The sequence below is a fragment of the Actinoplanes aureus genome (assembly GCF_015704865.1).
GTDB classification, from domain to species: domain Bacteria; phylum Actinomycetota; class Actinomycetes; order Mycobacteriales; family Micromonosporaceae; genus Actinoplanes; species Actinoplanes aureus.
The window spans coordinates 16,560-29,064 of sequence record NZ_JADQTO010000041.1 but is presented as its reverse complement, the minus strand read 5'-3'; the positions used below and the strand labels follow the sequence as shown (position 1 = coordinate 29,064).

Below are 12,505 nucleotides of genomic sequence, written 5' to 3'. Positions count from 1 at the left end.
GATTCGACCCGCCCTACTCTCCACTTGATCCACTGGCGCCGGCCGGCCTCCGCCGCCTGGTCGCGATCCAGGCCTCCACATCATCGGCGAGCCAGACCTTGCCCTGCGCCAGGTCCGCCACCGGCGCCGGAAAGTCCGGCCGCCGGGCAAGCTGATACACCCGCTGACGGCTGATCCGGCCGATCCGCAGCCGGATCTCATGTGCACCCATAAAGCGCGCCACTGGTCCCATGCTTCCCGACTATAGTCGCTCGACTACTGTACTGGCGACGTCGACTCGGTGCCACGGGACTGACACGAGACGCGCAGGGAACCGCGGTGTGCGTACCTTTCCCTTTAGGTTTTCTTCGGTTGTTGGGTCTTGCGTGCGCGGGCCTTCGGCCCGCTGGGCTGGCCGGGGATGTCGAAGGCGGGCCGGTGCGTGTGGCTGCCGCCGTGGTCATGGTCCGGAGGCGGCGCCGGGGGTGGGGGTACGGGTGGGCGGTCGAGCCGGATCCACAGTGCGCTGGATGGTATGCCGCAGTCGTCGACGACGGAGAGCATGTACCAGCCGGGCGGTGCCAGGTTGGGGTTGTCGGTGACGTCGACGGTGATACTGCACGCGTCGCGGCACACGATGGGCAGGTCGACCAGCCGCTGGCTGGTTTCGTAGGAGTGGGTGGTGGCCATGGGCCGGATCAGCTGGGCCCATCGGAGTGTCATCGCCGACGGTGTGCTGACCTCGACCGTTGTGCCGTAATGCCACTCGCTCGGGGCCGAGTCCAGCAATGGCCGGGGGCCCTGGAACAGGTAAGGCGGGTGGTACAGCTCGAGGCGCAACTCGTCGTCGCCGCGGTCCGGGTTGGAGCCGGCGGTGATGACCCTTCCGTCGGGAAGCAGCAGAGCGACGGAGTGGTAGAGCCGTGAGACCCCGGCTTCGGCGACCGATCGGATGGTGTTGGTGGCCGGGTCGTAGATCTCCGCGAGGTGCACGGCGTCGCTCCTGGTCTCGCCGTGCAGGCCGCCGCCGGTGATCAGGACGGTGCGGTCCGGGAGGATGACGGAGTTGCACAGGCCTCGAGCCTTGGCAAGGTCGGGGCCGGGCTGGAACTTCGCGCCGGCGGGCCCGCCGGCCAGGTCGATGATGTCGGTGTGGTTGGTGGCCGCGGGCGACCCGCTACCGCCGATGACCATGACGCGCTGCGCCTGTGCCGGCGGTAGCAGGACGCTGTTGCCCTGGTCGCGATTGGCCTTGTCGCGCAGCCCGGAGACGGTCTGCTCGGCTCCGGTCAACGGATTGATGACCCGCCCCTCGATGGTGGCGTTGCCCAGCTGCACGCCGGTGTAGAACAGCCGGCCGTCCTGGAGCAGCAGCAGGTGCGGGTACAGCGGCAGCACAGTCGTCGCGGGCAGTTTGCTCCAGCCGTGACCCGGGTGGAAGACCTCGTTGGGTGCTGAGATCCCGGAGCTGGCGACCGCCCGGCCGTCGCCCATGCTGACCAGCGTCGGGTACCAGCGCTGCTCGTCCATGTCATCGACGCGGATCCACTGCCGCAGGGTCGGGTCGAACAGGTACGCGGTCCGTGAGCCGACGAAGGGATCGTATTTGTCGGTACCGCCGGCAACGAGGACCTTGCCGTCGGCGAGGACGGTCTGCCCGGCGCAGAACACGTCGAAAGGGCAGCCGGGATCGTAGAACGTGCCGTCCTCGTAGTCCCACACGACGCTCTTGACCAGGCGGGCGTTGAAGTTCGGCACGCTGTTGCCCGATCCGGCGAAGAACAGCACCTGGCCCGTGTGCATCAGGACCGCGTGCACCGCAAGCACGTGCGAATCGACCGGCAGCAGCTCCCAGTAGCCGACATCGGCGAGAGGGCACACGTCGATCGGGTCGTGGCCCGGCATCCCGGGCATCATCATCGCCGACATCGTGGGCGTTCCCGGCTCGGACGGGTCCTGGCGGTGGGTCGTCAGGTGCATGGCGTCCGGGATCGCATCCGCAGGCAAGCCCGCGGTCACCGCCGGGTGAGGGCTGGGGTGGTCATGCCCCGGGTGGTTATGGTGGCTGCCGTGGTCGTGCCGGCCCAGCCTGTCGCAGTCCTCGCAGGCGGCGTCCGGCTCGTGTCCGCAGCACCGGGTATGCCCGTGGTCATGACCACAACATCGCCCAGAGGGCTGGCCCTCGGGGTGGGCGTGGTCGTGGTGGCACTTCTTCGGATCGCAGCCGCTGTGTGAATGGGGATGATCATCGTGGTGTTCGTGATCGGCGGCCGGGTCCGGGAGGCCACAGCAGGGGTTGTGCGGTCTGGCGTGCCGGTGCGGGTCGTGATGGTCGGGTGAGCAGTGACCGCAGCGCACAAGATCCACCCAAGGGAGGTCGTCGTGGCCGTCGTACAACAGCGGGCGCAGGTCCGGCGACCAGGCGGTCTTCGCATCCACCCACATCCAGTCCCGGGAGCGGACCAGCCCGGCGAGGCCGCTCATCATGTGTTCCTCGAGGTGGCAGTGGAAGAGGAAGTCGCCTTTGATCCGTACGCGGCACGCGTCCGCGGGCGGATCGCACTGCAGCTCCTCGAGCTCGCAGGGCAGCCGGACGGCCGACGGCACGACCGTGTCCGCGGTGAACCCTTCCGCCGGGCTGAGGCCGTGCACATCGGCGGCGCCACCCGGTGGCGCGGGCAACCGCCAGCGCGCCGAGTGCGGGTGGAAGTTGTGCCACACCGAACCGAGGTCGAGATTCAGCACGTGCCAGCGCAGGCGTTCCCCGGCGTCGGCTTCGATGGTCGGGGTGTTCCCGACGAAGGCACGTCCGTTGAGGCAGTAGGTGAGTGCTCCACCGCCCGGGGCGATGACTATGTGGTCGAAGTTCTGTGCGAGGGTCCACACCACCTTGTTGCCGGGTCGCACCGAGACGTTCTGCGGCACGAAGCTGTTGTCCCGGATCTCGACGGCGCGGTCACCGGCGGGCGCACCAGGGTCGACGACGACAGTGCCGGACATCGTCGGGCCGTGAATCTTGCAGTGGTACGCGACGGTGCCCGGCGCGGTGAAGGTGTGTTCGAAGGTCTGTTTCGGTGTCGCCTTGCGCAGGGTGGGACTCTCGAACGAGTCGGCCGTCGACGGCGCCTGCAACGCGTGGACGAACATCGGCACGTCGAGCGCCCGCGGCGCGGCCGGGTCGCGGACGATGAGGGCGCCGAACAGGCCACGGTTGACGTTGGCCTGGACCATGCGGACGTGGTCGTGGAAGGCCCACGCCCCGATCGTGTCCTCGGTGACGTCGAACGTGTAGGTCCACCTCTGCCCGGGCCGGATCTCATCGCTGCGCTGGCCGAACCGGGTCCCGATACCCAACGGCCACGCACCGTCGGATTCGATGCCGTATCGCACGCCGTGGACATGCAGGCTGTGGCATTCATGCGGATCGGCATTGAGCACATGAATGTGCAACCGCTCCCCCGGTTCGGCATACAACACGGCACCCGGGATCCGGCGATACCAGGGCGGCTCGTTGACGTCCGCCGCCACGATCTTGGCGGTGTTCGGGACCAGGAAGTGGTCGTCGAGATACTCCCGGTAGACCAGCGCGTCCACCGTCGCGGCCGCGATCTCCCCCACCTGGACACGCCCCACCTCGTGACCGGTCCCGCGCATGGCATCGCGCCCATACCGGCGGCTACCGACAATGGGCGCCAGCGGGCTGTAACCCACGAGCGGCTCGATCCGCAGGAACACATCACGGCGACGCAATGGACTCGACATTTGCGTGCTCCTCACTAACGGCGACGACCGGATGCGAATGAACGCACACGCCGTGGAGTCGTGCGGTTCACAGTAGGTCGACACGTTGCTCAGGCCGCTGAACTGTCGGGAAGTTTCAGCGTCGAGTGGGCTACGACCTCCCTCGCCGGAGTGAAGGCCGTCAGCTGAGCTGGATCATGGGGCGCCTACTCTTGCAGGAGTGCCGGGCGACGGTCTTACATCGTGAGGTTCTCCCCGAGCGATGGCCGCCGCCCGGCACCCCGACGATTCGTACGGCGAGCACTCAGCACGCCTTATCGGTCCCGGCTTCGGTCACCGGATGGAAAGATGCCGCAGTGACCTCTGTGATCGCCCCATGGCAGCGTCCGTCCTTTCGCCCTACCGGTCGCGACGCGATCGTCACCTTGATCGCTTTCGCCGACGAGAACGTGCTCGGGGCCGAACCGGATCTGCCGATCCGCGGCAACGTTCCGCAGAGCGCTCCCGTTGCCGGGCTCGACCTTCGGATCCACCAATACGCGGACAGTCCGGCCTGGATCGACGGTTGGCGCACCGGAGCCCTGCGCAACATCGCCACTCGGAAACTGGACGACCTCGCCCGACTCGACGCCGCATCCTGCTGTTACTCGATCACCGCGACCGTCAAGGATCCAGCCGATCTGACACACCTGCAACTGGCCTGGGCGGTTGCATCGACGATCGCCGCGGCGGGCGCCTTCGCGACGCTTGACGCCTACGCGGCGAACTGGCTTCCCGGCCCGAGTGTGGCGTCGCTGTCACCTCACCGGCCGTTCACCATCCAGCAAGAGGTGAGCTTGACCGCGGAGACCGAGCCGGTGCCCGGCTTCGGCCATCCGGTACACACCCGCGGCATGATCAAGTTTGGGCGTCCGGACCTGGTCGCCGGCGTACCCGCCAGCCGCATCGAGGAAACCGGGCGGATCCTCAACCACCTCGCCCGTATGCTCGCCGAAGGCCACGTCCTCGTGCCGGGCCAACAGTTTCGCATCGACGGTCAGCGGATCCTCGCGGTCGCACCCTACGTACCCGATGCCACAATCCCCGAGCTGAACCTCAACAACGACGCGCTACTGCTCGTTGACGTGTGACCGGGCGCGATCGGCGTCAGGTTGTGCGGCTCGCGAACGAATGTCAGGACGTCTCTGGCGCGGCGCCGGCATGCGGCGAGGCGCCAGAATCGTCACGGAAGGACAGCCCGGCCGCGTCCATCGCCGTACGCAGGTGGCGAAGGGCGTAAGGCCCGACTCCATGTAGCGCCAGCACGTCGCTCTCACTGAGTCCGGCCACCTGTTCGAGCCGGACAACGCCGTGTGCGGTAAGCGCACGTGTCGCGGCAGCGCCGATGTGTGGCAGCGGGATGCCCGGCTCTGGTACCGCCCGGCCCGGAACCGACCGGGGATGACCCTCGTGGTCCAGGACGGCGGCGCCACGCGCGGAGAGCCGGTACCCGATGTCGAGCGATTCGGTCAGGCCGCGCTCCTTCAGCTTGCGCACGTTCTGTTTGAACGACGGGGTGTCTCGCCCCATCCGTTGGGCGAGCTCGGGTGCCCGGGTGGCCGGCAGTTCGTCGATCAGCAGCAGCGTTGCCCGGGTCCACGGCCCAGCCGGCGAGGCGCGGTCCAGCCGGTCGAGCCACGCGACGATCGCGTCGATCTCCGCAGCGTCCGGTACCGCCTCCCGCAGCGCGTGCCGCGGGTCGACGCCCGCGTACCGTAGCCCGATCCGATACACCGGCCGGTCAGCGTGCAGGCGGTCCAGCCCGTGGCGGAGCGCGGCCAGCGACGCCGCGCCCGCCCGACGGGCGTCCGCGGCAGTCAGCGACCTCATCGGCACGCGGTCGACGGACGTGACCTCGACCAGTCCGACCGCGGTACGCATCCGGGTACCGACCCTGACCCGAGGCCGTTCCCACCGACGGAACGCCACGTCGATATCGCCGGCACGGATCGCCGCCAGTTCTGCGGGACGTATCTGCACGCCACCCAGTTCAACACACGGGCGTTCCCGTGTGCATACCGCCGCGGATGAGGGTCGCCATGGGGTGTCGAGCACCGGTGAGCGTGCACATCGCCGCGCGCCCGGATCCCGGCAGATTCGTGCGTTCCTCAATCTTGAGGCGCTTCGCGGGTCGGTTCGGTCAGCGCTCGACGCCGGATTTCGGCGGCGTCCGCCGGACTCAACGCCTCGATGCTTTCTACAGATCTATCGCGTAGACCCGGACCTGGCGGCCGGTGTCCGGCTGCACCGTCTCGCGCTCCAGCGACATGCCAAGCTTGACCATCACCCGCGCGGACGCCTCATTGCCGACGACGTGAATACTGACCAGCCGCCGCAGGCCGAGTTCGGCACGAGCGTGGGCGACCACGGCCTGGGCCGCCTCAGTGGCCACGCCCCGGCCCCAGTACGCGCGGCCGAGCCGCCAGCCGATCTCCACGGCCGGCATGATCTCGGGCAGGAAGGTCGGCACCGCCAGGCCGGTGAAACCGGCGAGCTCGCCGGTCGCCTTGATCTCCACCGCGTAGAGGCCGAAGCCGTGCTCGTCCCAGTGCCGCTGATAGGCGGCCAGGCGCTCCGCGGTCGCGGCCCGGTCCAGGGTGCGGCCATCATGGATGTAACGCATCACCTCAGGCTGCGCGTTGACTGAGGCGAGCCCGTCTAGATCATCGCTTCGCCAACGGCGCAACAGCAGCCGCGAAGTCTCCAGGGACGTGACATCAAGGGGTGCTGTCGGGTCAGGCACGTCCCTTCGTAGCATTTCGGCGACCATGAAGCGATGGATTATCCCACCGGGAAAGTTACCGGTCAGCCGAGCTGGAAGGTGCCGATCCGGTCCGGCGCGGCGCGGACGTCGACAGCGATTGTCGATAGGCGCAGGCGCGGGTCAGCCGGGGCCGGACAGAGTCGCGGTGAGGCGTCCGTCCGAGAAGGCGACTTCGACCCATTCGCGCAATAGCGGATTGATGATCAAGGTCGCCTCGTAGGGGTCGAAGCGGAGGCCGTGACGTTCGTACGGCTGCTCGTCGAGTTGAATTGCGACCGTACGCTGTGGTGACGGCCGGTAGAGCATTGCGAACGGGCCCTCGCCGTCTTCCATGAGTGAGTAGCCCACGTCGTCCCACCTTTGCTCCATCGCCGCATCACGGGCGACGTACAGCTCTCCGGCCTCAGCCGGCACCGCATGACGCATTTGTTGCCACGGCACGAACGGTCCGACCGCAGCCGTCCCCCTCACTCCCAGCGCCACCAGCATGTTGGACCACGTGGTGCGCAACCGTCCCACATCGTTCGTATGGCGGGACCGACCGGTGCCTTGGCAATGACAACACTGTCGTATCCGGTGATCATCTGCTTCCTCGGGAGACTGAACGGTGCGCCAATAGTCCGAGCATGGCGTTTGGATTAACCATGATCGCAGCAGCACCGGCAGTGAGCGCATCCTCAATTCGGAATGACTGTGTGCCGAGCAGCGACGCGCGGGCAACACGGAGCGTGAGGGCGTGTCGGGACGACGAGCGCGCGTGCCGGTTACCCCCCGTGTTCCGGATGGGGATGGACGTTGATCTCGCGTGTGTTTGAGTTCTGAACGGGTAGACGGACAACCATGCGCATTGGAAACACGCAAGTCCGGTTCCTCGGTGGGCCCGCTGGCTGCCTCGGAATGATCGCAGTGTCGATCCTGCTGTCGGTCGGACTGACCGTACTGCTCAACCTTCTCCTACGGTGACGTTCGCCGAAACCGTGCCCGTTCAGCACCCGGTGGCCGGGGTGTCATGAGGCTTTGTCGGCGGCAGGAGTGACTCCGCGTCCATCCCGGTGTTGGCGTTCGTCTTTGATCCAACTTCGGGTTGGTTGATCCACAACGTCGGTGCTCCAGCAGTGCACTAACCTCGGCAGATCCGGCTCCTGGCCCGGATAGCCAGAGCAACGACTTCGCGGACCGCGGGTCGGGTGAGGCTGGAGACGGATACAGTAGCTAAGCGCTTGGCCTGCCCAGCGCGGTCGCTATCTGATCGATCGCCTCGGCCTCGGCGGGGCTCACGCTCCGGCCGTCCTCCCGGTGCGCGGCCGCAACCTTGTCGGCAAGGGTGAGCACGAAGCTCCGATACCCCTCGACCTCCCCGGCCGTCGCCTTGCTCTCCAGCAGCGCCACCGCGGTACGCAGGCGTCGAAGGCCGTTGTCCCGGAGCTCCTGGGGAGTGCGATACAGCGTGTGATCCGCCTTGGGTTGGGCCGCCACGATCTCGTCGAGCAGCTCACTTTGGCCATGCAGGGAACGCGCCTCGGCGTAGGCCTTCGACATCGCGATCGTCTCGCGGAACATCCCGCCGGCTGCCGCCGTCACCACGATCATGCCGGCGCTCGGTGGACCCTCGAGCACTGAGCGCCACTCCTCGTCGGAAAACGCTGCCTTTGTCGTCACCTCAGCTCCTCCTCGGTTCGCTGGTTCATCAGGGCCTCAAGCACCGCGCGGTCATCGGGTGCCAGCCAGGTCTCCTCCAGCGGGACACCACCCGCCTTCTGGATCGCTGCGGTCAGGGGCCCGGCCCAGAGGTGCTCGATCAGGGCGACCGCCGCTACGGACCCGGGCGGCACGGCATCGGCCAGGGACCACACTGAGTCACCGGCGGTGTCTACGCCGTCCTCGTCCTCGCCCTCCGGCCGCCCGAGGAACGCGGCCGCCAGTCCGCCGAGTCCCGCGTCGGCGCCGGCTGGCACGGCAAGCGTCTCGACTGCGCCGTCCCCGGCGCGCGAGACGAGAAGCAGGTCGACCAGGCGGACAATTCCAGCCTGACGGAGCCGGATGAACTCAGCGAGTATCTCGCCGGAGAACGCCGGCCGATCGAACCCGACAACGAGCACCTGCACCGGCCCCATCATCGGTCCACCCGCGCCCGCAAGTCCTGATATTCCTCGGCGGTGATCACCCCGGTGTCGAGCAGCTGCTGCAACGCCAGGAGCGGGTCCGCCTCCGGTGCCGCGGCCGGTGCCGCGGCCGGCCGAGGCCGCGGGCGGGACGGATGAGATGCCGCGTAGGCCTGCTCCGGCGTGAACCGGCCACCGTAGTACGGCACATTGCCGGTCATACCGGAACGCCGCAGCTGCTTCGGCACTAACAACATCGGTCCTCCTCTCGTCCTACCGCCAGTTTTGCCCACCCGCCGGGGGCAACGCCTCATCCTCAGCGGGGGGGTCGACGGACGGATTCACCAGTTCCCCGCCGGTCAGCTCGGCTGGTAGGCGGCGGTAACCAGCCGCCACCATCGAAGAACACTTCAGGCCGCGCACTGCGACGACACGACATCTCGGCACACTCAGCTGTGATCCGACCAGCCCAGGGCTGGGTGAAGACCTTGTCAGGCGGTGACGCCGAGCTGTGAATGACGGCGCGGCGTCGGCGACGTCGTGATCCCGAAGCGATTTGGTACTGGCGCGCAGCCCAGCGCGGGCGGCCCGCGGCAACGGCCGATTCCCCACGCATTGGATGGCGTGTCATCCTCCTTCTGTGGAACCGGCACGATTGTTCTCCGATCCGACAGCTGCGCCGATCCCGTTGCAACAGGCGGCGCGATACCTCGGTCGGCCGGACCCGGTCGAGGCGCTGACCCGCCTGCGCGCGGGCAACGTCCGATTCGCCTCGGGCACCTCACATCCCGGCGATGCTCTGAACGGCGGCGTCGGCCTGCAGCCCTACGCGGTCGTCGTCGGCTGTATCGATGCCCGGGTGCCGGTGGAAGCGGTGTTCGGGCAGGGCTTTGGCGCGATCTGTGTCGCCCGTTCCGCCGGCCACGTACTGGACCGCGCCGTGATGGGTTCCGTCGAGTTCGCGGTGACCGACCTGCAGGTGTCGCTGGTGGTCGTACTCGGCCATGACGACTGCCGCGCGGTAGCGGCCGCGGATGAGGCGGTCCGCACTGGACGCCGGCCTGCCGGTGCTCGCCAGTTCCTGATCGACCAAATCGCTCCCGCAATGCCGACCGCCGGATCGGCCGACCACAGCCTCGATAAGGCCACCCGCAGCCACATCCACCGGACGGTGGCCACTCTCAGGCAAGCCCACTACCTCAAAGAGGCGCTTACGGCCCGCCGAATAGACGTCGTTGGTGGGATCTACCGGCTGGAAAGCGGTCACGTCGAGATGCTGTAGTCCCTTCGAGCGCTCAAGGATCGCTAACCCGCAACCGCCGGCTGCCAAGACGGCAGGACCGCCTCCGTTACCATCGGATCGCGGCCGATTCGATGCGGCAAGGCGTACGCCATGCAGTGCGGGTCGAGCGGCGTCCCGGTCGACAGCCCGAGGGACGCCGCGCTACACCGGCGAGCTGATGCTGCCCCTCGCCCCCGCCCGAACTATCCGAGAGCCCGACCGCGCCAGAAGATCCGGTGTTCACGGAGCCGCAGTGTTGTCGGCGACCATTCGGCGTCCCTGAGCGTGACGGCTACTCGAAGCACCGCGGCCGGGTTTACTCCCACGATCATCGGCTGCCACCGCAGGCCGTTACTCGTCGTCCATCAACGCTTCCTGGTCTTCCAGCCACTCACCAGGCAACGCGCACCGTACTGCCGCAATGGAGTCCGCCGATCCCGCACGTGCCCACAACCAGATGCCGGAGTCTTCACGAAGCATTGCCCCCAGCCCTTCGAACCACCTCATCGGCCCGCCGTCCGGCTCGGCCCACAGCGGGTAGTCCGGCATCGGCAGCCGGCGGAACCGCTTCTCCAGGAGAACGACGGCTTCGTCGTCCAACTCCCGGTTGTCGGCAAACCTCTCGCCCGAGAGCATCCACTCCGACAACACCATCTCTACACGTGCCAATGAAACCCGGTCGAGGAACGGCCGCCAAATTGGCCCCGCCGGCCTGGACAAATTGAGCCGGAACACCACCGGCGGATCCGGCTCGGAGACGGCCGACAGTGGAATGCCCCATTCCGTGACGTGCTGGCACTCCCACCGAAAGACCAATACCTGGCCCGCGTCATCGATATGGATCTGATCTGGCGTCAGGAGCCGATCCTGACATCGGGTCAAGTCATCACGCCTGCCGATCAGCGCGTATGCCTCACGCAGGGACCTTGGAAGCGCGAATCCGAGCCTGGCCTCTGCCGCCAGCAACTCATCCTCGCCGGACCCGTCCCCCTCCACGATCGGGGCTGCATATCGAGCAGCGAACAGCCGCACGAAGTGCCATGCGCTGGGAGCATCGCGAAGGCCGCTGGCGAGTTCGGCATGGAGGTCAAACGCGGCGGTCATGCAGGACACCATAGAGCCAGGCCAGCGCAGGTCTCAGGCAACCAGCGCCGACATGTCGAGCACATAAGCACCCATGGTCGCGGCCAATCTCGCCGACGAGGATTAGGCCGAACGGCTGAAAGTGGCACTCGGCCGGCCCGCAAGCGGACAGTGGGAGTAACTACGGCGACTCGCGCCGCCAGGTGACCAGATCATTATGACGTTGTTGAGACGTGACCCGAACTACCCCTTGGCAGGGATTCAGCTGGTGATGCGGCCTCGGCAGTGTCGAGAACGAAACACGCGCACTCCAGGATCTCCAGAAGCGCGGCTCGGGCCCGCCGGATCGCATCATCGTCGACGTCGAGGTGCAGCCGACAATCACGCGGGAAGCCCAGAGTCGTTGCGGTCTGGAGGCCGAATTCAAAGCACAGCTCGCGGCCGATAAGGGTCCAGGCGCCCGGACCGCTCGCGATCTGTCCGGCACTGTTGATCACCTCGCCCACCCAGCCGCCGTAGCGTAACCGGATCAGCATGACGTGGACTCCGGCTGCGCCGAGGATCAGCGAGCACCTACGCGCATTCCGCGGCAGATCCGGACATCCGCCAAGGCGAGTGCGACGCTAGCCCTCCTCGTGCGTACCTCTCTCAATGAGCTCCGACAATTTGATTGTTGTGCTCCAGCTGCGAATAGTCATCGACTTGTAGAGTGGTGACTTGATTATCGAGCTCAGCCGGCTCTTTGTGCGCTGAGCGCTGAGACGCTCCGAATAGACGACGCCATTACCCGGCCACACCCTGTCGACGCCCTCCCGTGGATTGAAGATCGGCATCACATCGGCGGCCTCGATTCCCATCAAGAAAATCGCATCGCTGTGAAATTTTTCTGGATGATCACCAAAGCCCTTCGGTCGGTCGCTCACGACAGCGTGGAGTTGATCACGCGTTAGGACCAGAACCTTGACGATCTCGTCGTCGAGCTTGAAAGCGTTGGACAGTGCCGCTTCGATCTGGGCCGCTATCTCGTCGGCGTTCCGATCCGACGTCAAGATGACGTTTCCACTGGCGATAAAAGTAGAAACGCCGAAAAACCCGAGCTCTTCGAGGCACTTCTTCAGTTCCGCCATCGAAACCTTGTTCTTGCCTCCGACATTGATGCCGCGCAAGAGAACCAGGAATGTCTTCACGTCGTCCATTGTACCCACGGTCGATGGGTACGCGAAGTTACCTCGGCTTAACGTAGAATGAGTCGTGAATCGGTCAAAAATTGCAAAACGAATGTGGGACCGGCATGACCGCGCGCACTCTTATCTACTGGCGGCACGACCGCTGCCCGGCCAGGCATGGTCTAGGTGACCGGCGGAGTCGCTCTCTTTTCGGCTGCCCACCCAAGGTTGGTGTGGCTCAGATTTGGCATGCGCCTTGCCGGTCACCGCGGCGCGGAGTGGCTCCAGAGGGGTATGCCCAGCTCAAAGTAGCGCTGCCCTCCCGCCGACATCAGGTCGGAGCAGGAAG

13 protein-coding genes are annotated in these 12,505 nt (G+C 66.7%); 2 read left to right on the top strand and 11 right to left on the bottom strand.

The genetic code is table 11. The annotated features are described in order from the left end of the window. Nucleotides 1–13: 13 nt before the first annotated feature. Nucleotides 14–232 carry a helix-turn-helix transcriptional regulator gene (locus I4J89_RS45075; protein WP_196420387.1) on the bottom strand — a complete coding sequence of 73 codons (219 nt, stop codon included), beginning with the start codon at nucleotides 230–232 and terminating at the stop codon, nucleotides 14–16. A 104-nt stretch (nucleotides 233–336) separates the two neighbouring features. Next, entirely contained in the window at nucleotides 337–3,741 is a 3,405-nt protein-coding gene (locus I4J89_RS45070) for a galactose oxidase-like domain-containing protein (RefSeq protein ID WP_196420386.1), read from the bottom strand. Between the two features lie 344 nt (nucleotides 3,742–4,085). Between I4J89_RS45070 and I4J89_RS45065 the strand changes: the two genes are divergently transcribed. Then, nucleotides 4,086–4,850, top strand: coding sequence for a hypothetical protein (locus I4J89_RS45065; RefSeq protein WP_196420385.1), 765 nt, complete (start codon nucleotides 4,086–4,088; stop codon nucleotides 4,848–4,850). A gap of 43 nt (nucleotides 4,851–4,893) precedes the next feature. Here I4J89_RS45065 and I4J89_RS45060 read toward each other — a convergent pair whose 3' ends face one another. The 6 genes from I4J89_RS45060 to I4J89_RS45035 form a co-directional block, all read right to left on the bottom strand. Beyond that, complete coding sequence (locus tag I4J89_RS45060) at nucleotides 4,894–5,640, bottom strand: helix-hairpin-helix domain-containing protein (protein WP_230860688.1); 747 nt, start codon at nucleotides 5,638–5,640, stop codon at nucleotides 4,894–4,896. 316 nt (nucleotides 5,641–5,956) lie between these two features. Beyond that, nucleotides 5,957–6,517 carry a GNAT family N-acetyltransferase gene (locus tag I4J89_RS45055; protein ID WP_196420383.1) on the bottom strand — a complete coding sequence of 187 codons (561 nt, stop codon included), beginning with the start codon at nucleotides 6,515–6,517 and terminating at the stop codon, nucleotides 5,957–5,959. 126 nt (nucleotides 6,518–6,643) lie between these two features. Further along, complete coding sequence (locus tag I4J89_RS45050; protein WP_196420382.1) at nucleotides 6,644–7,012, bottom strand: hypothetical protein; 369 nt, start codon at nucleotides 7,010–7,012, stop codon at nucleotides 6,644–6,646. Between the two features lie 723 nt (nucleotides 7,013–7,735). Further along, complete coding sequence (locus I4J89_RS45045) at nucleotides 7,736–8,113, bottom strand: hypothetical protein (RefSeq protein WP_196420381.1); 378 nt, start codon at nucleotides 8,111–8,113, stop codon at nucleotides 7,736–7,738. A 65-nt stretch (nucleotides 8,114–8,178) separates the two neighbouring features. Beyond that, complete coding sequence (locus I4J89_RS45040) at nucleotides 8,179–8,637, bottom strand: DUF6325 family protein (protein ID WP_230860694.1); 459 nt, start codon at nucleotides 8,635–8,637, stop codon at nucleotides 8,179–8,181. Beyond that, on the bottom strand, nucleotides 8,637–8,882 hold the full coding sequence (locus I4J89_RS45035; RefSeq protein WP_196420379.1) for a hypothetical protein: 246 nt from the start codon (nucleotides 8,880–8,882) through the stop codon (nucleotides 8,637–8,639). The genes I4J89_RS45040 and I4J89_RS45035 overlap by 1 nt, the downstream gene beginning before the upstream one ends. 383 nt (nucleotides 8,883–9,265) lie before the next feature. On the opposite strand from I4J89_RS45035, the gene I4J89_RS45030 reads away from it, so the two are divergent. Beyond that, nucleotides 9,266–9,907, top strand: coding sequence for a carbonic anhydrase (locus tag I4J89_RS45030; RefSeq protein ID WP_309238768.1), 642 nt, complete (start codon nucleotides 9,266–9,268; stop codon nucleotides 9,905–9,907). A 351-nt stretch (nucleotides 9,908–10,258) separates the two neighbouring features. Here the strand turns inward: I4J89_RS45030 and I4J89_RS45025 are convergent, their stop codons facing one another. The 3 genes from I4J89_RS45025 to I4J89_RS45015 form a co-directional block, all read right to left on the bottom strand. After that, a complete protein-coding gene (locus I4J89_RS45025) occupies nucleotides 10,259–11,011 on the bottom strand; it encodes a hypothetical protein (RefSeq protein ID WP_196420377.1) in 753 nt (250 codons plus the stop codon). 194 nt (nucleotides 11,012–11,205) lie between these two features. Continuing rightward, on the bottom strand, nucleotides 11,206–11,526 hold the full coding sequence (locus tag I4J89_RS45020) for a hypothetical protein (protein ID WP_230860687.1): 321 nt from the start codon (nucleotides 11,524–11,526) through the stop codon (nucleotides 11,206–11,208). Between the two features lie 87 nt (nucleotides 11,527–11,613). Further along, entirely contained in the window at nucleotides 11,614–12,186 is a 573-nt protein-coding gene (locus tag I4J89_RS45015; RefSeq protein ID WP_196420376.1) for a DUF1697 domain-containing protein, read from the bottom strand. Between the last annotated feature and the right edge of the window lie 319 nt (nucleotides 12,187–12,505).

What these genes read in the sequence shown, in the direction of transcription:
- I4J89_RS45075 (WP_196420387.1), bottom strand. Translation starts at nt 232, where the DNA reads ATGGGACCAGTGGCGCGCTTTATGGGTGCACATGAGATCCGGCTGCGG.
- I4J89_RS45070 (WP_196420386.1), bottom strand. Translation starts at nt 3,741, where the DNA reads ATGTCGAGTCCATTGCGTCGCCGTGATGTGTTCCTGCGGATCGAGCCG.
- I4J89_RS45060 (WP_230860688.1), bottom strand. Translation starts at nt 5,640, where the DNA reads ATGCGTACCGCGGTCGGACTGGTCGAGGTCACGTCCGTCGACCGCGTG.
- I4J89_RS45055 (WP_196420383.1), bottom strand. Translation starts at nt 6,517, where the DNA reads ATGCTACGAAGGGACGTGCCTGACCCGACAGCACCCCTTGATGTCACG.
- I4J89_RS45050 (WP_196420382.1), bottom strand. Translation starts at nt 7,012, where the DNA reads ATGCTGGTGGCGCTGGGAGTGAGGGGGACGGCTGCGGTCGGACCGTTC.
- I4J89_RS45045 (WP_196420381.1), bottom strand. Translation starts at nt 8,113, where the DNA reads ATGATCGTGGTGACGGCGGCAGCCGGCGGGATGTTCCGCGAGACGATC.
- I4J89_RS45040 (WP_230860694.1), bottom strand. Translation starts at nt 8,637, where the DNA reads ATGGGGCCGGTGCAGGTGCTCGTTGTCGGGTTCGATCGGCCGGCGTTC.
- I4J89_RS45035 (WP_196420379.1), bottom strand. Translation starts at nt 8,882, where the DNA reads ATGTTGTTAGTGCCGAAGCAGCTGCGGCGTTCCGGTATGACCGGCAAT.
- I4J89_RS45025 (WP_196420377.1), bottom strand. Translation starts at nt 11,011, where the DNA reads ATGACCGCCGCGTTTGACCTCCATGCCGAACTCGCCAGCGGCCTTCGC.
- I4J89_RS45020 (WP_230860687.1), bottom strand. Translation starts at nt 11,526, where the DNA reads ATGCTGATCCGGTTACGCTACGGCGGCTGGGTGGGCGAGGTGATCAAC.
- I4J89_RS45015 (WP_196420376.1), bottom strand. Translation starts at nt 12,186, where the DNA reads ATGGACGACGTGAAGACATTCCTGGTTCTCTTGCGCGGCATCAATGTC.